We start from the raw sequence: 23861 nt of genomic DNA on the forward strand, positions 1-23861 counted from the left end.
GCATTATGAAATTTTATCAAAGTTCCCTATATCTAGGTTTTTTGTTCCTATTATCAAGTTGTGGTGCCTACTTCAACCAACCCGTGGCACCTTCTCAATCGAGAATAGGAGAAACGACCTCTAAAACCGAAACTCTTAAAAATCTACCCCAACCGGAAGAACCCGTTGTAGTGGGGGTTTACAATTTTAAAGACCAAACCGGCCAATATAAAAGCGTAGAAAACGGCAGCACTTTTAGCACAGCTGTTCCTCAAGGGGCCACAACCATGCTAATCAAGGCCTTGGAAGACTCGAAATGGTTCACTCCCATAGAAAGAGAAAATCTATCGAATCTTCTTAATGAAAGAAACATCATAAGGTCGACGCGTCAAGAATATACAGGTGACAATAACGGCCAGCCGAACCTACCTCCCCTATTATACGCAGGCATTCTTTTGGAAGGAGGCATTATATCATACGACTCCAACATCATCACCGGCGGTTATGGTGCCAGATATTTTGGAACAGGAGGTTCAACACAATATAGGCAAGACCGAATAACTATTTATTTAAGGGCTGTTTCTACATCCAACGGAAAAATCTTAAAGACCGTTTATGTTTCGAAAACGATACTTTCCCAAGCGTTGGACGCTAGCTTGTTCAAGTATGTAAAGTTCCAAAGGTTATTAGAGGTAGAAACAGGTATTACCAAAAACGAACCCATACAATTGGCAATTCAGAATGCCATCGAAAATGCGGTAGAGTCTCTAATTATCGAGGGTATAGAAGATAACTTATGGAGTACAAAAGATGGCGACGAAACGAACGAAGCCTTGGTATCACTTTACAACGAAAGAAAACGGGAAGAAGAGAATACCTTACTGTACAATCGAAAACAGGCTCAGAGTGTCATGAACCACAGTATCGCCATTTCAGGCAACGGGCCGGTATTAAATGCTGATTTTTCTAAAAAAACCCTTGGTGGAGGCGCGGGAATCAAGTACAGTTACAAAGCTTCCCCTAAGTTCGATATCGGTCTAAAAGGAGATTATCTCTATTTTACAGGTGGGGAAAGTTTCAATAAATCCTACGTCTCGAGCAACTTTCAAATCGGCTACACGATACTGCCACTAGACAATCTTACCCCTTACATCTATGGTGGAGTTGGGGGTATATTTGACTTGGATAGCCCGGAAGAAGAACTGACCGAAGATACTTCAGGTCTCAATCTCCAATATGGTATTGCCCTTAAGTACAATATCAATCCTCACCTTGCCTTCTTTGTAGGTGCTGAAAATAACCATACCAATAAGGATACTATTGATAACGTCGTCAATGGGGTAAGAGACGATTTCTATTACAACTTCAACATAGGCCTTGAATGGAGGTTTGGAAAAAATATTAAATAAACGAAACTGCTCATAAAATGAATATCAAATACACTCATCGTTTCATCTTGTTCTTCATGGCCTTAGCCATCTTCGTTGCATGCGAAGAAGAAACCATTGGCGATACAACTTTTGGCAAATTAGAGGGCAGGGTCGTATCCAACAGTCAAAATGTACCATTAGAGAACGTAAAAATTACAACCAACCCTTCATCCAACACGGTATTTACAGATGCCGAAGGTAACTTTACGATTGATCAGATAGCCGTGGGCGATTATTCGGTTCAAGCTGAAAAAGACGATTTTCAAACAAGCTTTGAACCCGCTTCAATACTCAGCGACCAATCGACAAACGTAGTTTTTGAATTGGATAGTGTCGAAGCGAAAAATCTAACTCCCTTGGTTCCTGAACTTATCTATCCTGAGGATGGCACGCAAGACATACAAAATCCGGTGGAATTTATATGGTCTTCTTCGGATAATGATTCTGATACCATTCTTTATGAACTAGAACTAAGAAACGGCGACAATGGCGAAATTCAACTATTTGAGAATTTGACCGATACGGTGTTAACTGTATCCAATCTATCGGTCGGGGCCAATTATTTCTGGCAAGTAAGTGCCAACGATGAAGTTACGGAAATAGTTCAGAGCAAGATTAGCAGTTTTCAATTGAGGGGAGTGGAAAGTAACAGATTCGCTTATGTTCGAAATATCGACGGTAATAATGTAATATTTTCAGGAGCAGAACCTACCGGATCCGACGCCAACGAGGTCAATGAAAACGAAGTGCGACTAACCTCTTTGGAACTGAACTCGTTCCGGCCAAAAGCGAATAAAACGGTAGAAAAAATAGCCTATATAAGTACTGTAGGTGGCGAATCGCATCTCTTCACCATGAATTTGGACGGAAGCAACAAGGTTCAGATCACGAAGGAAATCCCGATTGCAGGTTTTAGACAAAATGAGCTTGAATTCACTTGGTCCAATAATGGCAATGCCATACTTTATCCTAGCTTTAACAAGCTTTACTCCGTCAATCTAGATGGTTCAGGAACGCAATTGGTCTATGAAACCGGTATAAATGAATTCATAAGTGAAGTAGCCTCTAATCCGGCAAACAATTTACTTGCTATTAAAAGTAATAATGCCATGGGCTATGAAGTCAAAATTCAAACTATTAATCCTTCAAATGCTGCTTTGGTAGCCACCATCGTAGAGGGTGAATTGGGCGCTTATGGCGGTTTGGATTATTCTATCGACGGCACAAAAATTCTATACACGCATGATGTTTCTTCGGTCGAAAACAGTCAATATCGTCAGCTTGACAGTCGTATATTCGAGTACAATATTGCCAACGATACTACCACTGAAATTGATACTGAAAAACCATCAGGCTTCAACAATCTTGATGCTAAATATGCGCCGAACGAAGGCCACGTTATTTATGTCTATACTTCAAACGACGGGTTTTCAGAAAAGAGAATCTATCGAAAACAAATAGGGGTATCAGAAGAAGATGTAGAAGCGGAATTATTATTTGTAGATGCATTTATGCCCAATTGGGAATAAAATTTTCAAAATGAAAATGGAATCCTCTATAATCTAAACTACCCGGTCACAAACTTTTTGCCTTTGATTGACTTTTCCAATTGATTAAATTAGAGATATTAATGAGAGGCATATGTTACAATTCAATTTGAACCGTACGCTAGAAATTCTAGAACGTACTCCTGTAGTTCTTGAAAATCTTCTATTCGGCCTTTCGGAGGAATGGTTATATAACAATGAGGGGGAGAAAACTTGGAGTCCGTATGATGTTTTAGGCCACCTCATTGTTGGCGAAAAAACTGATTGGCTGGTGAGGGTAAAAATAATATTGAAATCAGATGACAAACACTTTAGGCCTTTTGATCGTTTTGCCCAGTTCAACGAAGAGGATGATAGAGAAATTGGTGAAATGCTCGAAGAATTCAAAACCTTACGATTTCAAAATCTACAAGAATTAAAGGCGTTTCATCTTTCAGAAAGCGATTTGAAACAGACCGGTATTCATCCCGAATTCGGTACTGTCACATTATCTCAACTTATTACGACTTGGGGCGTTCATGACTTGGGCCATATTGGCCAAATATCCCGCGTTATGGCTTTTCAGCACAAAAATGAAGTAGGGCCTTGGATCAGCTATTTGGGCATACTTAAAAAATAAGTACTTGCTTCTGCTCCCATATAAAATCGTTCTCCGAAGGGTCGACAATAATCAATAACAGGTAACGGAAATCATACCCGTATTATTTCTTTATTACCGAATACCACACCGCTCGGCCAACTTTTTTAGTATCTTACCACCAAATTTTGCCACCAATATCAACGGAGCAATAATTCTGTATTCGTGCTCCGGCAAGAGAGAATTTTGGTGGCTATGCGCTACTATCAAATGAAAAAATTAGTCACCATAGGTATTGTGATGCTGATGGGCCTTTTTTCCTGTAAAAATGCCGCTCGGGAAAAAGAATTGATTCAAAAGGAGGAAGAACTGGCTAAAAAGGAAAAAGAGCTAGAGGCCGAGAGCAAAGAAATGATAGAAAAGGTGGGGGCCACCGAACTTAACTCGACCGTACAGCTCAACCTGATTCATTGCGAAAACGACAAGTACACCATTAGGGTAGATCGCCTTAAAAGCAACGAAGTAAGATATATGGCTTGGAATAAGCCCAAATCTAATATCGACAAACCAGATCTGATTCTTCTTGATGGGGAAATAGAAAAGCAAGGTAGCGGAGGTGGTTATCATTTTACGTTCACCAATGGCGATATGACCTATGTAATCGAAAACAATTTGATGGGCGAATCGATTGATTCAATGGGCGTATTTCTCAGGATTTTAGATAATGGAAAGGAAAAAGTGTACTCTAAAATGAAGGACTTGAAAAATTAGGATTTCCGCCAGCAATAAACCGATAGTCTTTAAGCTTCAAGAACAAACAATTAATCATGAAAAAAAAGTTACTCACAGCCATTTTTTCATTGGGAAGCATGGGGCTTTTTGCGCAAGAAGAATATCTTAGAGACGTAAGTGCTACCCAAAATCTTTCAAAAACCATTGCGTCGTTGTTTCAAGAAAATCAAATTGCAACGGCCTTTGGTCGACTTACCCCCTACTGGCCGATGCCTCAAAATGAGATGGAAGCCATTGAAGAAAAAACCATCAAATACCTCAACCTTCTAGAGCAACGGTTCGGCAAGGCCATCGGTTTCGTTAAAATCAAAAATGAGACCATAAGCGATATCGCCATTAGAGAAACTTATTTGGTTCGCTATACCAATAGTGCCATTCGACTCAAGTTCACCTTTTACAAGAACGACAGGGGTTGGATCGTGAACGCCTTTAATTGGGATGATTCGTTCACCGATGAATTTGAATAATCTTCTCTTTTTTAAAAAGCCAAAATGACCGAAAAAGATAAAATGCTCAAGGGGTTACCCTACAGTTCCCGTGACCCGGAGCTTCTTTCAATGTATCATAAGGCGCGAAAGTTAATCAAAGAATACAACTTATTGGATTCTGAACTTTTAGAAAAAAGAGACGGTCTATTGGCCGATCTGTTGGGTTTTAAAGGAAACGATGTTTGGATAGAAACTCCTTTTTTCTGCGACTATGGTGAGAACATCTCAATTGGTGATAATACGTTTATCAATACCAATTGTATGTTTTTAGACAACAATAGAATTACAATTGGCAAGAACGGACTGATTGCACCGTACGTACAGATTTATACGGCGACCCACCCTCTTAAAGCTTCCGAGCGTATTCTTGAAACCGAGAAAGGTTCAAATTATGTAACCTCCGCCAAACCGGTTACAGTAGGTGATAATGTATGGATCGGGGGTAATTCGATAGTATTTCCGGGTGTTACAATAGGTAACAATGTAACGATTGGTGCAGGTAGTGTAGTTACTAAAGACATTCCCGACAATGTGCTGGCTATGGGCAACCCTTGTAAAGTCGTAAGAGAACTTTAATAAGAGATAAGAAACCACTCCATCTAGCCATTTTTGGCTATCTTCAGCAACCGTACTTTAATGTATGTAATTGTGCAAATAATACTTCCCAAAGATTAAATAGTTCAAATCGTTAAATTTAGAATCTCAATTCACTTACATGTCAGATCAAATTACCAGAAGAAAAGCCCTTGGAAACGTTTTAAAAGGTTCTCTATTGGCCATGGGAGGCTTGACCTTCTCCCCCATTAATGCTATAAGCACCAATAATAACCGTCCGCCATTACCAGTTAGAATTAGTATGAACTGTTCTACTCTACTGCATTACAAACTGCCCGCCGACAAACAAATAGACCTTGTGGCAGATGCCGGGTTTGATGGAATTGAAATGTGGATGAGCGACATAAAGACTTTTCTACAGAATGGGGGCACTACCCAACAGTTGAAAAACAAACTGGAATCACGAGGTCTTGTTCTAGAAAATATAATCGGTTTTTCAAAATGGTGCAGCGACAGTGAAGATGAACGAAAATCGGCAATGACACAGTTGAAAGAAGAAATGCTGATTACCAAAGAAATGGGAGGAGCATTCATAGCCGCACCAGTTCAAGGAATAGAGAAAATAGACCCTGCAAAATTTAACACCTACGCCGAAAGGTACCGAGCTATTTTAGACCTTGGCGATGAAACAGGTGTAACCCCGGTAATGGAGTTGTGGGGAATGGGCGCTCTTCATAAAATTTCAGATTGTGCTCAAATTGCGATTGCTACCGGACATTCTAAAGCTACCATGCTTCTTGATTTTTATCATGTGTACCGTGGAGGCAATGATTGGGATACGGTAGACCTTATCAATGCCGGCAAATTACCCGTAATTCACATGAACGATTACCCCGCAACGCCAGCATTCGATCAGTTGACGGATGCCGATCGCGTACTACCTGGTGAAGGGGTTTGCCCTTTTGACGAGGTAATACCAAAACTTCTTAAAGCCGGCTTTAGAGGTGGTTTCTCGGTAGAGCTTTTTAATAAGGAGTACTGGAATACGATGGACGCCCCTACCCTAATGAAGGTCTGTTACGAAAAGACATACGCAGTCGTGCAAGGTGCCCTTAACCAAATGGATTAATGGATTCTCATTCGCTGGCCAACTTCAAAAAGTATCTGACTGAACAATGGGGTTTACCAGAAGATTCTATCGAACAATTATGTGACGGTCTTGTAACTAAAAAGGTAAAAAAAGAAGAGTATTTGTTAAGGGCCGGTGAGGTGTGTGCACTCACCTTTTTTGTAGAAAAGGGCCTTTTGCGAATGTATGCCCTTAACGAAAAAGGTAAGGTTGACATATTACAGTTCGCCCCAGAAAATTGGTTGGTAAGTGATAGGGGCAGTGTATATTTCAACGAGCCTTCAAATTACTATATCGATGCTATCGAAGAGAGCACAGTCGTTCTTCTTGACCAAAACTTCATGGAGCGAATTTCGCAGTTGGGGCATTCTTTTAGAAAACTCAATGAGCGTTTATTGCACAACCATATCAGACACCTTAATCAGCGGGTAAAACTATTGCTGGGCGCTTCCGCGGAAACAAGATATTTGAACTTCATTCATCTATATCCGGATATTCTAATGCGCGTACCACAATGGATGGTGGCCTCCTATTTAGGTATTGCACCTGAAAGCCTCAGCCGGGTTCGAAAAGATTTGGCCAAAAGGAACTTCAAAAAGAACTAGCCCTTTCTTAACATACATCAATGTACAGCTCATGGGTTACCTCTAAATTTGATTAAAATTAAAATCAAATATCATGAGCACAAGAAATATAGAATTGGTAGTTCCCCCCAGACCACCCCATTTTGTCGGTGATGGTTTTCGCGTACATAATTTCATACCCAGTAGTTTTAGGTTAACCATGGAGCGAATGAGTCCATTCATTCTAATGGATTACAACTCTAAATTCTACTTTCCACCATCCGAAGAGCCCAAGGGGGTTGGTGTGCATCCGCATCGAGGGTTCGAAACCGTGACCATTGCCTATAAGGGTAAAGTAGCACATCATGACAGTGCCGGAGGTGGCGGTGTTATAGGAGAAGGCGGTGTACAGTGGATGACGGCAGCTTCTGGGGTATTGCACAAAGAGTACCATGAGGAAGAATTCTCGAAAAAAGGGGGCGAATTTCAAATGGTTCAGCTATGGGTCAATCTTCCTGCTAAATTTAAAATGTCGGCTCCTAAATATCAAGCACTTAACCGTGAAGATATGAATGTGCATACATTGGAAAATGGTTTAGGGGATATTGAGGTCATTGCAGGGCAATACGGCCATACAAATGGTAGTGCCAGTACCTTCACCCCAATGCATCTGTTTAATGCGAAATTAAAAGAGGGGGGTGAGGCAACATTTAATTTTCCTAAAGACTACAATACGGCCCTTTTGGTTATTGAGGGAGAAATAATAGTGAATAATGAAGAAAAAGTACCTACTGACCATTTTGTACTGTTTGAAAATAACGGTGAAGATTTTGATATCAGGGCAACCGAAAATGCAGTGGTCTTGATTCTAAGTGGAGAACCTATTGAAGAGCCAATTGCGGCCCAAGGCCCCTTTGTTATGAATACAAAAGAAGAATTGGTTCAGGCTATTGAAGATTTCAATCTTGGCAAATTCGGATATTTAGAAGACTAAAAATTAAGACATGAATTTACAACACGAAGATGATGGTAAAAAGGGCGCTTTCTTTATAAAAGATGAAGCCAAAAGATTGGCCGAAATGACCTACGTTTGGGCTGGAGCCAATAAAATTATTATTGACCATACCGAAGTAGACGACAGTTTGAGAGGTCAAGGGGCAGGAAAAAGTTTGGTCATGGAAGCGGTCAACTTCGCCCGGGCAGAAAAAATAAAGATTCTTCCTTTATGCCCATATGCCAAAAGTGTTTTTGACAAAACGGAAGAAATCAGAGATGTACTTTCTTAAAATGGTAAGAATAATTAAAAAGAACAAAAATGAAAACGATATTACATAAAGCAGTTAGCAGGGGCCATGCCGATCATGGCTGGCTTAATACACACCACACTTTTAGTTTTGCTAACTACCATGACCCCGAACGTATGAATTTCGGTGTGTTGAGAGTATTGAACGATGATGAAGTTTCGGCGGGCATGGGTTTTGGTACGCATGGCCATAGCAATATGGAAATTATTTCCATTCCGTTAGAAGGCGATTTAGAGCATAAAGACAGTATGGGTAATACCGCTGTTATCAAACAAGGAGACATTCAGGTGATGAGTGCCGGTTCTGGTATTCAACATAGCGAAAAGAACAAAAATCAAAATCAATTGGTGAAGTTTCTACAAATTTGGGTGATACCCAACAAAGTGAACGTCACCCCTCGATACGACCAGATTACGCTAGATAAAGAAGACACTTTAAATAATTTTCATCAAATAGTTTCGCCCAATTCTGATGACGACGGAGTATGGATCCATCAAGACGCTTGGTTTCATTTGGGTGATTTTGATAAAGGGGAAACGGCCAAATACACTTTAAAAAATAACAATAACGGGCTATATGTTTTTATTTTAGAGGGCTCGGTAAAGGCTTCGGATGTGTCACTTGAGCGCAGAGACGGACTAGCCTTATGGGAAGTTGACAAAGTAGATTTCACGTTTGACGAGAAAAGCAAGGTATTGCTAATGGAAGTTCCTTTGGCAAACTAGTACACCGAATACGTAGTTCTAATAAAGAAGGCGACCTATAAAAGGTCGCCTTCTTTATTATTGATAACCTTCTAAAATTCTCTCCATGGCCCAATTGAGGGTTTCTCTGGATTCTTTGTTATCGAGCCCGCAAACATCTTTCGTGACCAAAACAGCCTCAATTCCCATCAACAACGTAGCGATTACACTTAATTTCTTCTTTTCTTCACCACTCATCTTAATATCATCGGAATTTAAGAACTTACTAATAGATGTAATCCTGTTTTGCCCTCTTTCCAGTTTGGTATCGGAAGATGAAAGAACGGCTCCTAAAAACTTTTTAGAAGGGTTTTCATTCTTGAAAATAAAATCTAGGTAAGCATTCTGTATACTTTTCATTGCATCGGTAAGGTTAGTTCCCTTAAGGCCCGAATTTAATTTTTCGGCATCTGGAACGTTCAATTGCAATATAAGTTCAGTAGCTATATCTTCGGTATTCGAGTAGTACCGATAAATGGTAGCTCTCGAAATTCCCGCTTCGTGGGCGACAGCGTCCATATTCAATGCTTGGTTGTTTTTTACCAAGTTGTTGGCGGCCTTCAATATCTTCTTACGTGTTTGAAGTTTTTGCGCTTTTCTACCGGAATTTAAATGCTCATTACTCATGAGACAAATGTCTTATAAAATTTTGAATGCTAAAAATTAATTTTTATTATTGTGAGACAAAATTCTCATAAAATGGAAAAATTAAAGAAATTATGGGTATTGGGTCAAGAAGTAACCCTGCACCCAACCAGCGGTGATTACGATTTGGCCATCATTCAAACTCCGCCCAAATCGCAAGGGCCTCCACCCCACTTGCACCATGAATACAAAGAAGCCTTTTTTATAATCGAGGGAGAAATGGAGTTTTTTGTCGATGGTCATCATCAAACTTTGAAGACGGGCGAATCTTTAGATATTCCACCAGGGGTGCTTCATACGTTCGCCAACAAAGGCAATGTACCTTGCAAGTTCGTTAGCATTCACAGCCCTAAAGGCTTCTTGAATTTCTTTGAAAAATTTGGGGTTCAATATGAACAGGAAAATGCTTTGGAAAAATCGGTTCAACCAGAAACCATTCAACAGGTATTGGCAGAGGCTGAAAATTTTGATATGCATATTCCAGCTGTACCCCAATAATCATTGTCTCTTGTCGCTGCAATAGCGACCAGATTCAACTTCCCCCCTTTACCGGTTTACGAGATTACCTTCCCCTTCGCATGCCGTAAATCAATGAATATAATTATTTATTGAAGATTCATCAGAGCGGTAAACTAGTCAACTTTAAATACCATCCATCATGAAAAAGCTATCTTACAAACTTTACTTTCTGATCCTAATTCTATCAATCTCCTGTAAAGAGCAGCCTAAAGAAACTACTTCGCCCATTGATGAGCAAGAACAGGTTCAAGCACAATTAGACCATGGAAAATATATGGTAGATGTGCTTGGTTGTACCGATTGCCACACTCCCAAAAAAATGACGGCTCAAGGCCCTGTTCACGATATGGACAGATTTTTAATGGGGTTTGATGCCTCCCAACCATTGCCTCCTGTACCTGATAATGTACCTATGGGACCATGGGTGCTTTTTGCTGGTGATCTCACGGCCGCTGTTGGACCGTGGGGTACTAGTTATGCCGCAAATCTAACACCGCATGAAACCGGTATAGGAAATTGGTCTTTACAACAATTTACGAAAGCCCTGAGAGACGGTAAGTATAAAGGCCTAGAAACCGCTCGGCCTATAATGCCGCCGATGCCGAAACACTATGCCTACCTTTCTGATGAAGATATTGAGGCCATCTTCAACTATTTAAAAACAATACCCGCAAAAGAAAACGTGGTTCCGGCCTATCGACCACCATCTTCATAAAATCAACCTACAATAAAAAACGACCGGAAGAACCGGTCGTTTTTTATTTTCTCCTTTAAATAGTCATTTTTTCAGCTCTAGTTTCTCTGCAAAATAATCGCAGAAATCCTTCATGGTCGCTGTCATTTTCTCGTCTTGCGTAGCTTTCATAAAAGTATCGGACAAAGAAACCAGGGTCTGATGAAAGAATATTTTCATTTCATCAACGGGCATATCTTTCGTCCATAAATCAATTTTCAAAGATTCTTGGTTTTTACTATCCCATACCGAAAGCAACATCGCCTTTGCCTCTTCATTATTGATGCCCCCATCTTGAGCCGACCATGAAAGTTTTTCAGGAACGCGGTTTTCGTCTAACGCTACCTTTAGCGTAATTTCAGATGTATGCAGTTTTGCCATTCTTATTTTGCAGGTTTATAATTTGATTTTTTAAATATTTCATCGGCCGGTAGGCTAAGCATCTGCTGAAGTGAAACAGAATTATTGTTCATAAAAGACCGCACGATTTGCCAGCCGATATACCGCCCTATTCTGCCCGGAGATTCATTATCCAGTTCTAAACCGAATTTAGAAAAAGGTGCCGGGTCGAGAAATCTTCTGGAAAGCTTGTTGTCGGTACTGTATAAATATTCGTTTTCAATAAAATTTCTCCAGATAGATTCTTCATTGGCATTGGCCCAGGTCATTTTTTCTTTTGAATACCCGATTCTTTCATAATCTTCAGACTTGGGTATCAACATGTCTTTCAAATAAAGCTCTTTGCCATAATAAACGATTCTTGCCAGAAAAGTTCTATCGCTGGGTTTGGGCACTACTTGCTTGGCAAAGGCGCTGGCAACATCACTTACTAAATACTCTTTGCTCAGCCCTGTTTTAATATAGTTCTGAATATCTCTGTAGAAGTTATGGTCTTTACCCAAATAATTGTCGAGGCCTATCAGCAGCAGACTATCGGTCATTATAATACGATTTTCATACTGCACATCAGAGGTCAAGGTTACCACCTTCGGCACATTAAATTGCGGAAAGTAATATTTCACATGTCGAAAAAAGTTCTCCAATTCATCGCGCTCATTTTCAAAATCTTTGAATTCATCATTTACCTCATTCAAAAGTTCTACTTGAAGAGTATCCTGTAGTTTAGCGACCCAAATACTGTCATTGTATTGCGCGGGAAACAAGTAAGGATAAGCTTTCTTTAGTAAAGGAATATCTAACGGTTTGGCTTGTGCAAACGCTCTATCAAACCTGTCTACGTCAAGTTCAACTTGTATTTTTGCAATCTCCTCCTCAACCTTATCCGTATCATTACAGCCATAAAACGCCAATGAAATCAGCAATATCATAAAAATGCCCTTCACGGCCCTAAGTATTTTCTGATACATTTTATTATTTAGTCGGTACACATTAATTTTAACGGTCAAAGTTAACGGATCTCTCTAAAACAACATCTTATGCAAACAGAAAAGGTAACGGACCATATTGTTAATTGGTTAAAAAGCTACGCCCAAAATGCCGGCATCAAAGGATTTGTAATCGGGGTTTCCGGAGGAATAGATTCAGCGGTTACTTCAACCCTCTGCGCCAAAACAGGTTTAGACCTTCTGTGTCTTGAGATGCCAATTCATCAGGCAGAGAACCAAGTATCAAGAGCATCTGACCATATTGATTGGTTACAGGCTAACTTTTCGAATGTCAATAGACAACCGGTCAACCTTACACCGGTATTCGACAGTTTGGTGGCCTCATTGCCACCCGTTGACAATGAAGAAGAACGTTTTATGTCTCTTGCCAATACTCGGGCCCGTTTAAGAATGACCACTCTCTACTATTTTGCCGCTCTCAAAGGCTATTTGGTGGCAGGCACAGGTAATAAAGTAGAAGATTTTGGCGTTGGGTTCTATACAAAGTACGGTGATGGCGGGGTTGACCTAAGTCCAATTGCTGACCTTTTAAAAACCGAAGTCTACGAAATAGCCAAACACCTGGGCGTGAACGAAGAGATCATTAAAGCTGCCCCGACCGACGGACTGTGGGGAGATGACCGAACCGATGAAGATCAGATAGGAGCTTCGTACCCAGAGCTAGAGTGGGCCATGGCCATGCAGGAACAAGGAAAAAGCGAAAACGATTTTTCTGGTCGTGAAAGAGAAGTATTTCGTATCTTTATAGATTTTAATACGGCCAATAAACATAAAATGCTTCCGATACCTGTCTGCGAAATTCCTGACGAGTTGAAATAGCAATTTGACCTAAATAGGTGTAAACTAAACGAATATATTCATAATTCGGGCCGTTTTTGTGAAAAAAATATGACATTTGACCCAGAAATTAGATTTATAAAGCTTATTTTGCGTGTCAGTATTTTTTCCCACGCCCTAACCAAAAGTTTATTATCTAGAATAAAAAAACAAAATGATTAAAGTATTAATTGCGGACAATCACCCAATTGTAAGGATGGGAGTAACGAGTGTTCTGGAAGCTGCTAATGGTTTTGAAGTAGTAGAAACAGCCTCAACCACTTCCGAGCTCTTTGAAAAATTGGAAAAAGTAACCCCCGATGTAATAATGCTGGAAATGGATATTCCGGAAATCAACGGAATCGCCACCCTAAGAAAATTGAAGAAAGAAAACCCAGATGTAAAAGTACTTATGTACAGCGGACAATCGGAAGATGTTTATGCTTTAAGTACTATCAGGGCAGGAGCGTTCGGCTACCTTTCGAAAGCATCTGACATCGACTACATCATCTCTGCCGTGAGAAAAGTTAGCGAAGGCAATATGTTCATCACAAATGAACTTGCCCAGCGATTGGCATTTGATGAAGGCACTCAAAAACCAAGAAGGTTCTTTAGAAAGCTTTCGACCCGTGAGGTAGAGGTTTTAAAACTATTGGCCAGTGGAAAACGAAACAAAGACGTTGCCATCGGTCTTAACCTTAACGAAAAAACGGTGAGTACCTATAAAGCACGTTTAATGAAAAAATTGAACGTTGACAATATGGTAGATCTTTTACAACAGGCAAAAGCGTTGGAGCTTTACTAATATAAGCTGGAATAAAACAAAAAGGCCCGAACTAATGTTCGGGCCTTTTTGTTTTATGAGAGTACCCTGTTCAGCTTTTTGTTCAACAGCTTATTTAGGTGCAGATAATTCATAATCTCTTCAAGGGTCTCACGATGATCGGCCGTACTTTCTTTGGTACCATCTTGCAATGCAAGCATTCTTTTTTTGATCAAAAAGCAGCGTAAGGTCAATATGGTCTCACTTGTCAATTGTGCGACCCCTAACTTCTTATCTTTCGGAAAAATGTCTTTTCGCTCCCAATTGTGTAAAATGTATTTTTCCTCTTCCATCATAATCGATGAAATCTCAGAAACTATATCTTGGTCTTGAGATGCCAAAAACCCGCTTAATTTAAATTCTTCGGTCTGGTTCAATGCCTCAATAAGTTTGTAATATATCTTTCTGAAGTTATCATTGGCCAGCTCAATTTCATCGTCTTGAAGATCTAAGAATATTTTTTCGAATACTTTGGCCTCAATAGAAATAGGTTCAAGTATTAAATCACCCTCTTCGCTTTCCTTCAATTCCAAATCTTCGAACTCTTCCGTTTCGCCACCGTACAACAATAAAATTTCTATAATCTTACGCTCAAGCTCGTACTGCACATCTACCTTTTCAACAGTGGCCTCATTTTTGACCACTTCAAAGGCCTTTTGCTCGGGCTCGTTACTTTTGGCGGCTTCCGACCTACCTTTTTTCGTTATCTGGGCCAAGGTACTAAAAAGTACTCCCTCCGATACATTCATGATTCCCGCACATTCCTGAATGTAGATTTCACGTTTGATCCCATCAGGAATTTTAGAAATACTATTAACGATATCCCTGACGGTATCAGCTCTTTTTATAGGATCGTTCGCTGCTTCTTTTGCCAGCAGATTAGCCTTGAACTGAATGAAATCTTTCGCATTTTCAGAGAGATAACTTTCTATTTCTTCTAGCTCATTATTTTTGGCAAAACTATCGGGATCTTCTCCTTCGGGAAACGAACACACCTTCACGTTCATACCCTGTTCCAATATCAAATCGATACCTCTTAAAGAAGCCCGTAATCCGGCGGCATCCCCATCAAAAAGAACCGTTATATTTTTGGTCAGCCTGTTGATCAACCGAATTTGCTCGGGCGTTAGGGCCGTTCCACTAGATGATACTACATTTTCGATTCCCCGCTGGTGAAACTGGATAACATCGGTATACCCCTCTACTAAGAAGCAATTATCTTCTTTGGCAATGGCCTGCTTCGCATAGTAAATACCATATAGAACCTTACTCTTATGATATATTTCACTTTCAGGGGAATTCTGATATTTGGCGGCCTTCTTGTCATTTTTTAAAATTCGTCCGCCAAAACCGAGTACTCTACCGCTCATGGAGTGAATAGGAAACATGACCCGCGCTTTGAACCGGTCAAACTTCTTCGGGTCGTTCGCGTTTTGAGGGTTCTCTTTTACTATGGTCAAACCCGTTTTCTCAAGATACTCCAATTTATAGCCTTGATCTAGTGCCGATTTGGTAAAACCGTCCCACTGATCCAGACAATACCCAAGACCAAACTTCTTAATCGTGTCATGATTGAAGCCGCGCTCTTTGAAGTAGGTGAGACCTATGGCCTTACCCAGCTCTGTTTCCCATAACATTTCAGCAAAATGTTTTTGGGCAAATTCCGATACGAGGTACATGCTTTCACGCTCATTGGCCTCTTGCTTTTGTTCATCGGTGCGTTGGGTCTCCTCAACTTCAATATTGTATTTTTTTGCCAGATACTTAATTGCCTCGGGATAACTGAAATGTTCGTGCTCCATTAAGAAGGCTACGACATTACCCCCTTTACCACTACTAAAGTCCTTCCATATCTGTTTTACCGGCGATACCATGAAACTAGGGGTACGCTCATCGGTAAAAGGGCTTAGCCCCTTAAAGTTTGAACCGGATTTTTTTAACTGTACAAAATCACCGATTACTTCCTCTAAACGGGCAGTCTCAAAAACTTGGTCTATGGTGGTTTTAGAAATCAAATCGTGACAAAAAAGAAATAGTGCCCAAATATAGGCACTATTCCAGTGTAAATCTATAATCTATGAGATACGCTACTCGGCGGTTACACGCCAAATAATGCCGCTGTCATCGTCATTTACCAAAAGAGAACCGTCAGGCGCTGTCGCAACACACACGGGGCGACCATAAACCTCTCCTGCTTCTTCATCGGCAATGAACCCTGTCAAGAAATCTTGTGGCTTCTGCGGTTTTCCGTTAGAGAATGGAATAAAAACAACCTTGTAACCTGCAAAAACCGCCCGGTTCCAAGAGCCATGTTGACCCACAAATGCACCATTTTTAAATTTGGCAGGAAATTGGTCAGCGGTATAAAACTCTAGCCCCAATGACGCCGTATGGCTTCCTACCGGCACATCTGGTACTATTGCCTTGTCTACTAAATCTTGGTGTGGGTCATCTTCCCATCGGGGGTCGTTTATCTGGCCGTAATAGCTATAAGGCCAGCCATACCAACCTTCTTTCTGAACACTTGTGACGTAATCGGGAACCAAATCATTACCTATATCATCCCTTTCGTTTACGGCTGTCCATAAGTCTCCGGTTACCGGGTTCCAGTCCATACCGACCGGATTTCTAATTCCGGCCCCATAAATTATTTCGCCGCTTCCATCAGGGTTTACTTCTAAAATATTGGCTCTACGCTCTTCGGTATCCATACCCTGTTCCCCGACATTACTTGCCGAACCTACAGAGATGTAGATTTTGCTTCCGTCATCATTAGTGATGATATTACGAGTCCAGTGATTATTATAGCCACTGGCAGACAGCTCTACAATTTTCTCACCCTCGCCCTCTAATTTGTTTTGACCTTCTTTATATGGGTATCGATAAAGACCATCTGTATTGGCCACATAAAAGAATCCGTTCAGAACGAGCATTCCAAAATTCTGATTGAGCCCTTCGGCGAACACATGCCTTTCTTCCACCGTACCATCGTTATTGGTATCTCTCAACAATGTGATTTGGTCAGCACTATTTTTAGTATCTGCCTCGGCTACGAAAATATCGTTATTGGGGGCAATGTACGTCCATCTCGGATGCTTCAGCTCTTCGGCAAACTTGGTTACTTTAAAACCATCGGGAGCGACCGGAGTCTTTCCCTCTTCCCAACCGATTACTTTACTTTGCTTAGTTACCGATTCTGAAGTAAAAGGTGCTACCAACTCTAACGGACCGATGCCGGTTTCTACCGTTACAGGACCATTATCGGCCAATTCTTCTTTGGTCTCTTCATCAACCTTTTTTTCCTGTTTACAACTTACAATTGCCAACAGGGCTATTACTAATAGTAGTTTATTTTTCATAGAAATTACTTTTTAAACAAAATAAGGCAATAAGAGGTCTCGCTCAAGACAAAAGACCCGTTTAGTAATTATTTAACAGAAAGAAATGGATACCCTGTTTTCAGGGGTGTCAATTTCACCAAGTAAGGGGTACTCTACGCAGTGCTCTAAACCCATCTTTGTACCCAGAAATCAAAACATAAATGTTCAACCGCCATTAATCTGTGGCATCAAATTTTAAATTATGATCTGGGGAATTTCACTCATTCTGTTAAGTATTATTGCAGTACCCTCACTACTGCTTTCAAAAAAACCAAATGCCGATGAACTCTTGGCAAAAATAGAACCTTACCAAGGCTGGATAGGTCTTGTATTCTGCTTTTGGGGGCTTTGGGGTATTATTTCATCCATCATCAATCTCAATTGGTTAAGCTCAGCACCTATTTGGTGGTTCACGTTTTTGGTGGGCAACCTTATTGCTGCCAGTCTAGGTTTCTTATTAGGTTCTAGTCTGATCAATAAGCTGATTTTATCGAATAGCAATGCAGCCGAAGCAAAGGCAGCCGAACTAAGAACAAAATTGGCACCGGCCCAGGGAAAAATCGGATTGGTCGGTATCTTTGTAGGAGCATGGATGATAATAGCATCCTTTCTATTCGTATAGCATAAGATTCAATCTCTCACATCGTTATCATAAAATAAATCACTAACGGCCAGAACGGCCTACTTAAAAAGTACAACCATGAAAAGATTATTTTTCTCTCTTGCCCTTACCATTCTAACATTAGGAAGCCTACAGGCACAAACTGATGCCAATAAAATAACCGTTTCGGGAATTTATGAATATACCATGGCCCCCGAGTATATCAGCAAAATGATAATCAGCCTCAATAACGTTTATTATGATGCGCAAACCGTCAGCTTATCAGAAGTAAAGAGCGGCTATTATGATAAATTGGAAAAGGCCGGAATATCCACCAGTAAATTAAGTGAAGATATGTTCGCCTATAACCTTCTTGGCTACGAAAAGGAAGGAACCTTGGTGGAGTTCAGAACCAAATCTATGGACGAAATGAAAAAATTCTTGAGTATCAAGTCTCTTGGGGTATCAAGATCAGAATCAAATCTAGAGTATGAGATGGATGTTGAACAAGCAGCCAATTACTCACAGAAGGCATTCGAGAACGCCAAGAAAAAAGCCACTGCCATCGCTGAAAAAGTAGGAAGAAAAATAGGAAAGGCCATAGAAATAAGCGATACCAACTTTTCAAAGATTCAGGAATCACTCTACTACGGCAACCTAAAAAACACAAAAGATTACTACATCTCGGTAACCTTTGAGTTACTTTAACAGAATACAAACCTTCGGCCATTGATAGAAACCAACTTTGGCCGAAGGTTGTCTTTAAGTTCTACCTCTTTTCTAATTATTCCCTTTAAAAAAACGAATTATGATACTCTTTTTTGGTACTCGTTCCGGTAAAACACGCTCTCATTCATTACCTCATACCTTTTGCCCCTACTGTGAGCAACAGGGTACTTTAACAGTTTACAAGACGAGCAACTGGTTTCATATATTTTGGATTCGAATTTTCAAGATTTCTACTAATATGATGGCAGAGTGCTCGCACTGCAAAAGAGGCTTTCACAAAGAAGAATTTTCAGAAGATATGTCTCAGCAATTAATCCAAATCGAATCGCAAGCCAAGTGAGATGTTTCTCTGTTCGACGGGGGCGTCTTGAAAAATAGGATTGAGGTCATATTTTAAATACAACTGCACACTATCGAAACCCGCATAGGCGCTCAAACCATAAACAAAACTGCTGGTATTATAGTCTCTCTTGATCTTATCCTTTACATTTTCACCATCCAATTCATATTTCAGTTTCTGGCGGGCACCTAAATTTAAACCTGCATAGCCGCCTAGCCCCACCCTGAACTGATTGTGAATATCATAACGTATTTTATCTTCGGATTGGGTGAGTTTTGAAGGACCAAATTCGAAATGCAAAGGAAACACCAGGTTATCCATTCTAAATTTAGATTTATCCAATTCTTGAGGAAATTCATCCAATTCGGCAACACCATTATTCAACACGAAATATTCATTGTCTTTAGGTTTCAACCCGTTGAACTGAAACGAAACACCATAGTGCAAACGCATAAAATTGCTATTTTTAAAAACCCTGGTTCGCCACGCCCATCCTATCTCAAAAAACCTACTTCCACCAATTTTATAGGGGGTATCTTCTATTGAGGTTCCTTCTATGATGGCGTTGTTCAAGCCGAAAGCAATGACCGGGTCGCCATAAGTTCTTCTATCGTAAACGGTATTCTTCTCATTTCCCGATTTGTATTGAACACCGAACAGCAGGTTTCCACTTTCATCTTTTCCCCCGATGGCCAATTCTAAACTGCTAGTTTCTGAATTGAGGTTATAATTACCGTTACGCTGAAGAAGGGCTATTTGATTATCTATGATGGCCAGCTTGTTCTCAATGTTCAAGGCCCGCTTTTCAGCAGCATTTTTTTTAAGCGTCTGCGCCCTTTCAAATGTAATTTCTTCTTTATCCAGTTTCTGGTTGATATCTTCTACTTCCTTTTTCAAAGCTTCCTTTTCAAGATTGGTTACTTCTACCTTTTTTTCTTCAAGCTTTGCGATATTCTCCTTTACCGAAACCTCTTCCTGAGCGGCAATGTATTGACCGAAAAGGAAGAGGAAAGTGATTAATAAAAATGTACCTACTGTTCTCATGATTGATGATTTTGATTAGTGATCGATGAATAAACCCCACCCTGCCCAACATTGTGAAGGGATAGGAAAGTCGTTGTTATTAAATGTTATTGATTTCTATCTGCCAGTGCAGTCTTAACGCGCAAATATCGTTGTTTGAGTACGTCAAAAAGCTGGTCACGAAAGCTTTGGTCAAGCTCGGTCTCTACCTCAGCCAAAAGCGCCATGGCATCTACAGAGCCGTTAACAGCCTTTACTTTCGATTGCCAAATATCTTCTCTGGCCTGTTCAAGCAATGAATCTACTTCAGCATCAGTTAGAGCTACTTTATCTTCTTCCATCTCAGCTATCTGTGCTACCAGTTCTTCTACTTTCGAATCGATTAGCTTATCATTATTGTCAAGGTTTAGCGATTCAGCAGGCTTCAACTTCACTTCTTGAATAGTCGCCAAATTGTCGGAATCTTTTAGTTTCGGCTTGCTTTTAACCACTTTTTCTACCGACTTGATAACCGACTCATCACCCGTGCTAGCTATTTCGGTTTTTTCAGGTATTTTCATTTCTACCTGATCTTTCAAGTCTTTAACCTGCAATTCTGATTCCGATTTTTCTACTGGTTGAACCACCATTTGCTCCACCGGTTGTTGATATTCTTCGGTTCTATTGAAATATAGAAATGAAATCAATGAAACTCCAACCAATACAGCTGCTGCGGACACCCAAACAAACGGACGATTTCTTTTGACCGGAGCAGTATTCAACTGACTTTCAATCTGCTGCCATGCCCCCGCCGAGGGTTGAATTTTTCGTGACTCAAATTTTTCCTTTATTTCTTGATCAAACTTATTCCCGCTCATAACCTATACTCTTATATTGACCTAACTTTTCTTGAAGCCATTTTCTAGCCTTGAACAACTGCGATTTTGACGTGCTTTCAGAGATGCCCAACATTTGTGAAATTTCCTGGTGCTTATATCCTTCTACCGCGTAGAGCATAAAAACGGCTCGGTACCCATCGGGTAAACCGTCAACCAAATTCTGAATATACTCCACTTCTTCCGAGTTTTCCAGTGGTTGAATTTCAGATGTATCGGTTATCATGGCCGTATCAAAAACGACGAATTGCCTCTTTCTCAAGAAAGATATGCTCTCATTGACCATAATTCTTCGCATCCATCCCTCAAAACTACCGTCAAACCTATATTCTGGCAAGTGTTTAAAAACCTTCACAAAACCCATTACCATGACATCTTCGGCAAATTGCAAGTCTTTTACATAGCGTCTACAAACACTGAGCATCAAAGGGGAATGTTGCTCATAAAGTGCTTGTTGCGCCTTTCGATTTCCTGAAATCGACTTGCGAATAAGCTGCTTTTCGTTGTTATAGAATGGAATAATTTTCAAGTTTTCAGTAATTGCTTCTATAAAGATAGACGCAGGAACTTTCGAGAAGGTTGCCTTGGGAAGAAAAAAACTGAAAATTCTATGTTAAGTTATTTTTTTCGGTCGACCACATAGTTGACCATTAACTCTAAAGAACTGCGGTAATCTGATTCGGGATAGCCCTCTAAGATTTTTAGCGCCCGTTCTTTGAATTCAAGCATTTTCTGAACCGCATAATCCAGTCCGCCCGCTTTTTTTACAAAGGCTATTACCTCTTTGACCCTTTTCTTATCCTTATTATGATTTTTTACCGAATTGATCAACCACCTTTTTTCAGATTTCGAGCAATTATTCAAGGTGTAAATCAGTGGCAAGGTCATTTTTTGTTCTTTTATATCGATGCCCGTGGGTTTGCCTATTTTCTCTTCGCCGTAGTCAAAAAGGTCGTCTTTGATCTGAAAGGCCATACCACAGAGTTCACCAAACTCACGAAAGACTTCGACATCTTCACTATCAGGCTTTACCGAACAGGCACCCAAACTGCAACAAGCCGCAATCAAGGTCGCCGTTTTTTGTCTTATAATTTCGTAGTAGACGTCTTCTGTTATATCTAAACGACGTGCCTTTTCTATCTGAAGCAATTCGCCTTCACTCATTTCACGAACGGCCACTGAAATTATCTTGAGCAAATCAAAATCACCGTTATCAATAGATAGCAAAAGACCTTTAGAAAGCAGATAGTCACCCACCAATACGGCAATCTTATTTTTCCATAGGGCATTGATCGAAAAGAACCCCCGTCGCTTGCTACTCTCATCAACCACATCGTCATGCACCAAGGTGGCCGTATGAATCAATTCGATGACCGAAGCGCCGCGATATGTGCGCTCGTTCACTTGGCCGTTACTAAGCATTTTGGCGGTCAAAAATACGAACATGGGCCGCATTTGTTTACCCTTTCGATTGACTATGTAATAGGTAATTCGGTTGAGAAGTGCCACTTTTGAGGACATGGCTTCCCGGAACTTTGTCTCAAAAAGTTCCATTTCTTGGTTAACCGGTTCTTTTATTTGGGCAACAACTTTCAAGCGGGTTCGGTTTAGTTCACGATCAAAATCGGAAGGCGTAAATTTAGGCAAAATAGTTTGCAGTTCGCTCTAAAAGGCAGCATTACTCTCAACTACCTATCACAGCTCTTAAAACCGTTATTCCAATCCAAAAAACTATTGTTTGTTGGCCAATTGGCCACAGGCGGCATCAATATCTTTGCCTCGTGAACGGCGAACGGTTACAGTAATTCCATTACGTTCAAGCGTATCGATATAAAGTTTCAGGGCTTTTTCCGGGGCCTGCTGAAATTCACCATCATCAATCGGGTTGTATTCGATCAGGTTTACTTTTGAAGGAGCAAATCGACAAAATTCGACCAAGGCATCCACATCTTTTTGGGTATCATTGATTCCCTGCCAAACCACATATTCATAGGTAATTCTACTTTTGGTCTTGGCATACCAATATTGCAAGGCATCGCGAAGATCTGCCAAGGGAAAGGTAGAATTAAAAGGCATGATCGATGTTCTCACCTCATCGATAGCCGAATGTAGTGAGACGGCCAGTTTAAACCTCACTTCATCATCAGCCATTTTTTTAATCATTTTGGGCACCCCGGAAGTAGAAACGGTTATACGCCTAGGAGACATAGCCAAACCCTCTTTTGAGGTTATCTTATCAATGGCCTTGATGACGTTGTTATAGTTCATCAGCGGTTCGCCCATACCCATAAAAACGATATTGCTCAAAGGCCGATCAAAATAAAGCCTACTCTCATTATCTATGGCGACTACCTGATCGTAAATTTCATCAGGATTTAGGTTACGCATACGTTTTAAGCGTGCAGTAGCACAGAACCTACAGTCAAGGCTACACCCCACCTGACTCGAAACACAGGCGGTGGTTCTGGTTTGCGTAGGAATCAGTACCGACTCAACTACCAAATCATCATGAAGACGAACGGCATTCTTAATGGTGCCGTCATTACTTCGTTGCATTTGGTCAACCTTGATATGGTTAATCACGAAGTTCTCTTCTAACATCTCGCGAGTGGCCTTAGAAATATTGGTCATCTCATCGAACGAATGGGCAGATTTCTGCCATAGCCATTCATACACCTGGTTACCCCTAAAGGCTTTATCGCCATTGGAAACAAAGAACGTTCGCAGCTGCTCTTTGGTAAGTGCCCTTATGTCTTTCTTTTTTGTTTCCACAAGTAGAATCTACAAAAAAATCCCTTCTCTATTCTTGTTCTTGATAAAGAAGGGATTCTAAACATCCGTTCGGTAGTGTAGCCCCGAACGGA

The 23861-nt window shown here is 40.5% G+C and carries 28 protein-coding genes; 18 read left to right on the forward strand and 10 right to left on the reverse strand.

Features of this window, described 5'->3' with window-relative positions:
* The first annotated feature begins 5 nt into the window (after positions 1–5).
* The 11 genes from IL356_RS18870 (at position 6) to IL356_RS18920 (ending at position 9089) form a co-directional block, all read left to right on the forward strand.
* Complete coding sequence (locus IL356_RS18870; protein WP_121847944.1) at positions 6–1388, forward strand: CsgG/HfaB family protein; 1383 nt, start codon at positions 6–8, stop codon at positions 1386–1388.
* 56 nt (positions 1389–1444) lie between these two features.
* A complete protein-coding gene (locus tag IL356_RS18875; protein ID WP_192466576.1) occupies positions 1445–2938 on the forward strand; it encodes a carboxypeptidase regulatory-like domain-containing protein in 1494 nt (497 codons plus the stop codon).
* A gap of 112 nt (positions 2939–3050) precedes the next feature.
* Positions 3051–3575, forward strand: a complete 525-nt coding sequence (locus tag IL356_RS18880; protein ID WP_121847942.1) for a DinB family protein — start codon at positions 3051–3053, stop codon at positions 3573–3575.
* Positions 3576–3803: 228 nt separating this feature from the next.
* Complete coding sequence (locus IL356_RS18885) at positions 3804–4304, forward strand: hypothetical protein (RefSeq protein ID WP_121847941.1); 501 nt, start codon at positions 3804–3806, stop codon at positions 4302–4304.
* 56 nt (positions 4305–4360) lie between these two features.
* Positions 4361–4792, forward strand: coding sequence for a hypothetical protein (locus IL356_RS18890; protein WP_121847940.1), 432 nt, complete (start codon positions 4361–4363; stop codon positions 4790–4792).
* A 24-nt stretch (positions 4793–4816) separates the two neighbouring features.
* Positions 4817–5389 (forward strand): sugar O-acetyltransferase, encoded by a 573-nt coding sequence (locus IL356_RS18895; protein ID WP_121847939.1) that lies wholly within the window; start codon positions 4817–4819, stop codon positions 5387–5389.
* 139 nt (positions 5390–5528) lie between these two features.
* Positions 5529–6497, forward strand: coding sequence for a sugar phosphate isomerase/epimerase family protein (locus tag IL356_RS18900; protein ID WP_121847938.1), 969 nt, complete (start codon positions 5529–5531; stop codon positions 6495–6497).
* On the forward strand, positions 6497–7102 hold the full coding sequence (locus tag IL356_RS18905; RefSeq protein WP_121847937.1) for a Crp/Fnr family transcriptional regulator: 606 nt from the start codon (positions 6497–6499) through the stop codon (positions 7100–7102). The genes IL356_RS18900 and IL356_RS18905 overlap by 1 nt, the downstream gene beginning before the upstream one ends.
* Positions 7103–7175: 73 nt before the next feature.
* Positions 7176–8054, forward strand: a complete 879-nt coding sequence (locus IL356_RS18910; protein ID WP_121847936.1) for a pirin family protein — start codon at positions 7176–7178, stop codon at positions 8052–8054.
* A 10-nt stretch (positions 8055–8064) separates the two neighbouring features.
* Positions 8065–8346, forward strand: coding sequence for a GNAT family N-acetyltransferase (locus IL356_RS18915; RefSeq protein WP_121847935.1), 282 nt, complete (start codon positions 8065–8067; stop codon positions 8344–8346).
* A 29-nt stretch (positions 8347–8375) separates the two neighbouring features.
* A complete protein-coding gene (locus IL356_RS18920) occupies positions 8376–9089 on the forward strand; it encodes a pirin family protein (protein WP_121847934.1) in 714 nt (237 codons plus the stop codon).
* A 57-nt stretch (positions 9090–9146) separates the two neighbouring features.
* Here the strand turns inward: IL356_RS18920 and IL356_RS18925 are convergent, their stop codons facing one another.
* The gene (locus tag IL356_RS18925; RefSeq protein ID WP_121847933.1) at positions 9147–9734 is read right to left on the reverse strand and encodes a TetR/AcrR family transcriptional regulator; all 588 of its coding nucleotides are present in this window, start codon (positions 9732–9734) and stop codon (positions 9147–9149) included.
* A gap of 72 nt (positions 9735–9806) precedes the next feature.
* Between IL356_RS18925 and IL356_RS18930 the strand changes: the two genes are divergently transcribed.
* Positions 9807–10250, forward strand: coding sequence for a cupin domain-containing protein (locus IL356_RS18930; protein ID WP_121847932.1), 444 nt, complete (start codon positions 9807–9809; stop codon positions 10248–10250).
* A gap of 160 nt (positions 10251–10410) precedes the next feature.
* Positions 10411–10986: a c-type cytochrome gene (locus IL356_RS18935; protein WP_121847931.1), complete on the forward strand. Its 576-nt coding sequence runs from the start codon at positions 10411–10413 to the stop codon at positions 10984–10986.
* 63 nt (positions 10987–11049) lie between these two features.
* On the opposite strand, the gene gldC is transcribed toward IL356_RS18935, so the two are convergent.
* Both gldC and gldB read right to left on the reverse strand, forming a co-directional pair.
* On the reverse strand, positions 11050–11385 hold the full coding sequence (gldC, locus tag IL356_RS18940; protein ID WP_121847930.1) for a gliding motility protein GldC: 336 nt from the start codon (positions 11383–11385) through the stop codon (positions 11050–11052).
* Between the two features lie 2 nt (positions 11386–11387).
* The gene (gene gldB, locus IL356_RS18945; RefSeq protein ID WP_121847929.1) at positions 11388–12371 is read right to left on the reverse strand and encodes a gliding motility lipoprotein GldB; all 984 of its coding nucleotides are present in this window, start codon (positions 12369–12371) and stop codon (positions 11388–11390) included.
* Positions 12372–12440: 69 nt separating this feature from the next.
* Here gldB and nadE point away from each other — a divergent pair, with 69 nt between their 5' ends.
* Together nadE and IL356_RS18955 are read left to right on the forward strand one after the other, a co-directional pair.
* Entirely contained in the window at positions 12441–13229 is a 789-nt protein-coding gene (gene nadE / locus IL356_RS18950; protein WP_121847928.1) for an NAD(+) synthase, read from the forward strand.
* A gap of 172 nt (positions 13230–13401) precedes the next feature.
* A complete protein-coding gene (locus tag IL356_RS18955) occupies positions 13402–14031 on the forward strand; it encodes a response regulator (protein ID WP_121847927.1) in 630 nt (209 codons plus the stop codon).
* A gap of 53 nt (positions 14032–14084) precedes the next feature.
* On the opposite strand, the gene dnaG is transcribed toward IL356_RS18955, so the two are convergent.
* The gene (gene dnaG / locus IL356_RS18960; protein ID WP_121847926.1) at positions 14085–16064 is read right to left on the reverse strand and encodes a DNA primase; all 1980 of its coding nucleotides are present in this window, start codon (positions 16062–16064) and stop codon (positions 14085–14087) included.
* Between the two features lie 72 nt (positions 16065–16136).
* On the reverse strand, positions 16137–17408 hold the full coding sequence (locus IL356_RS18965) for a PQQ-dependent sugar dehydrogenase (protein WP_121847925.1): 1272 nt from the start codon (positions 17406–17408) through the stop codon (positions 16137–16139).
* Positions 17409–17631: 223 nt separating this feature from the next.
* On the opposite strand from IL356_RS18965, the gene IL356_RS18970 reads away from it, so the two are divergent.
* From IL356_RS18970 to IL356_RS18980, 3 genes are all read left to right on the forward strand, one after another.
* The gene (locus tag IL356_RS18970; RefSeq protein WP_121847924.1) at positions 17632–18051 is read left to right on the forward strand and encodes a hypothetical protein; all 420 of its coding nucleotides are present in this window, start codon (positions 17632–17634) and stop codon (positions 18049–18051) included.
* A 78-nt stretch (positions 18052–18129) separates the two neighbouring features.
* Positions 18130–18738 carry an SIMPL domain-containing protein gene (locus tag IL356_RS18975; RefSeq protein ID WP_121847923.1) on the forward strand — a complete coding sequence of 203 codons (609 nt, stop codon included), beginning with the start codon at positions 18130–18132 and terminating at the stop codon, positions 18736–18738.
* A gap of 100 nt (positions 18739–18838) precedes the next feature.
* The gene (locus IL356_RS18980; protein ID WP_121847922.1) at positions 18839–19099 is read left to right on the forward strand and encodes a zinc-ribbon domain-containing protein; all 261 of its coding nucleotides are present in this window, start codon (positions 18839–18841) and stop codon (positions 19097–19099) included.
* Here IL356_RS18980 and IL356_RS18985 read toward each other — a convergent pair.
* The 5 genes from IL356_RS18985 to rlmN all read right to left on the reverse strand — a co-directional run bounded on the left by IL356_RS18985 (position 19070) and on the right by rlmN (position 23769).
* On the reverse strand, positions 19070–20143 hold the full coding sequence (locus IL356_RS18985) for a porin family protein (RefSeq protein WP_121847921.1): 1074 nt from the start codon (positions 20141–20143) through the stop codon (positions 19070–19072). The genes IL356_RS18980 and IL356_RS18985 overlap by 30 nt on opposite strands.
* Positions 20144–20229: 86 nt before the next feature.
* Positions 20230–20979: a hypothetical protein gene (locus tag IL356_RS18990; protein WP_121847920.1), complete on the reverse strand. Its 750-nt coding sequence runs from the start codon at positions 20977–20979 to the stop codon at positions 20230–20232.
* Positions 20966–21526, reverse strand: coding sequence for an RNA polymerase sigma factor (locus IL356_RS18995; RefSeq protein WP_121847919.1), 561 nt, complete (start codon positions 21524–21526; stop codon positions 20966–20968). Before IL356_RS18995 ends, IL356_RS18990 begins: the two co-directional genes overlap by 14 nt.
* A gap of 89 nt (positions 21527–21615) precedes the next feature.
* Positions 21616–22593: a polyprenyl synthetase family protein gene (locus tag IL356_RS19000; RefSeq protein WP_121850618.1), complete on the reverse strand. Its 978-nt coding sequence runs from the start codon at positions 22591–22593 to the stop codon at positions 21616–21618.
* A 135-nt stretch (positions 22594–22728) separates the two neighbouring features.
* Positions 22729–23769: a 23S rRNA (adenine(2503)-C(2))-methyltransferase RlmN gene (gene rlmN / locus IL356_RS19005; protein WP_121847918.1), complete on the reverse strand. Its 1041-nt coding sequence runs from the start codon at positions 23767–23769 to the stop codon at positions 22729–22731.
* Positions 23770–23861: the final 92 nt, after the last annotated feature.

The organism is Euzebyella marina (assembly GCF_014855515.1).
Classification (GTDB): domain Bacteria; phylum Bacteroidota; class Bacteroidia; order Flavobacteriales; family Flavobacteriaceae; genus Euzebyella; species Euzebyella marina.

Bases quoted from the DNA above. Each gene is read 5' to 3' on its own strand.
- IL356_RS18905 (WP_121847937.1), top strand. From the start codon at position 6,497: ATGGATTCTCATTCGCTGGCCAACTTCAAAAAGTATCTGACTGAACAA.
- IL356_RS18930 (WP_121847932.1), top strand. From the start codon at position 9,807: ATGGAAAAATTAAAGAAATTATGGGTATTGGGTCAAGAAGTAACCCTG.
- IL356_RS18925 (WP_121847933.1), bottom strand. From the start codon at position 9,734: ATGAGTAATGAGCATTTAAATTCCGGTAGAAAAGCGCAAAAACTTCAA.
- IL356_RS18935 (WP_121847931.1), top strand. From the start codon at position 10,411: ATGAAAAAGCTATCTTACAAACTTTACTTTCTGATCCTAATTCTATCA.
- IL356_RS18885 (WP_121847941.1), top strand. From the start codon at position 3,804: ATGAAAAAATTAGTCACCATAGGTATTGTGATGCTGATGGGCCTTTTT.
- gldB (WP_121847929.1), bottom strand. From the start codon at position 12,371: ATGTATCAGAAAATACTTAGGGCCGTGAAGGGCATTTTTATGATATTG.
- nadE (WP_121847928.1), top strand. From the start codon at position 12,441: ATGCAAACAGAAAAGGTAACGGACCATATTGTTAATTGGTTAAAAAGC.
- IL356_RS18965 (WP_121847925.1), bottom strand. From the start codon at position 17,408: ATGAAAAATAAACTACTATTAGTAATAGCCCTGTTGGCAATTGTAAGT.
- IL356_RS18980 (WP_121847922.1), top strand. From the start codon at position 18,839: ATGATACTCTTTTTTGGTACTCGTTCCGGTAAAACACGCTCTCATTCA.
- IL356_RS18890 (WP_121847940.1), top strand. From the start codon at position 4,361: ATGAAAAAAAAGTTACTCACAGCCATTTTTTCATTGGGAAGCATGGGG.
- IL356_RS18970 (WP_121847924.1), top strand. From the start codon at position 17,632: ATGATCTGGGGAATTTCACTCATTCTGTTAAGTATTATTGCAGTACCC.
- IL356_RS18880 (WP_121847942.1), top strand. From the start codon at position 3,051: ATGTTACAATTCAATTTGAACCGTACGCTAGAAATTCTAGAACGTACT.
- IL356_RS18915 (WP_121847935.1), top strand. From the start codon at position 8,065: ATGAATTTACAACACGAAGATGATGGTAAAAAGGGCGCTTTCTTTATA.
- IL356_RS18875 (WP_192466576.1), top strand. From the start codon at position 1,445: ATGGCCTTAGCCATCTTCGTTGCATGCGAAGAAGAAACCATTGGCGAT.
- IL356_RS18895 (WP_121847939.1), top strand. From the start codon at position 4,817: ATGACCGAAAAAGATAAAATGCTCAAGGGGTTACCCTACAGTTCCCGT.
- gldC (WP_121847930.1), bottom strand. From the start codon at position 11,385: ATGGCAAAACTGCATACATCTGAAATTACGCTAAAGGTAGCGTTAGAC.
- IL356_RS18955 (WP_121847927.1), top strand. From the start codon at position 13,402: ATGATTAAAGTATTAATTGCGGACAATCACCCAATTGTAAGGATGGGA.
- IL356_RS18870 (WP_121847944.1), top strand. From the start codon at position 6: ATGAAATTTTATCAAAGTTCCCTATATCTAGGTTTTTTGTTCCTATTA.
- IL356_RS18920 (WP_121847934.1), top strand. From the start codon at position 8,376: ATGAAAACGATATTACATAAAGCAGTTAGCAGGGGCCATGCCGATCAT.
- IL356_RS18990 (WP_121847920.1), bottom strand. From the start codon at position 20,979: ATGAGCGGGAATAAGTTTGATCAAGAAATAAAGGAAAAATTTGAGTCA.
- IL356_RS18975 (WP_121847923.1), top strand. From the start codon at position 18,130: ATGAAAAGATTATTTTTCTCTCTTGCCCTTACCATTCTAACATTAGGA.
- IL356_RS18900 (WP_121847938.1), top strand. From the start codon at position 5,529: ATGTCAGATCAAATTACCAGAAGAAAAGCCCTTGGAAACGTTTTAAAA.
- IL356_RS18985 (WP_121847921.1), bottom strand. From the start codon at position 20,143: ATGAGAACAGTAGGTACATTTTTATTAATCACTTTCCTCTTCCTTTTC.
- IL356_RS18910 (WP_121847936.1), top strand. From the start codon at position 7,176: ATGAGCACAAGAAATATAGAATTGGTAGTTCCCCCCAGACCACCCCAT.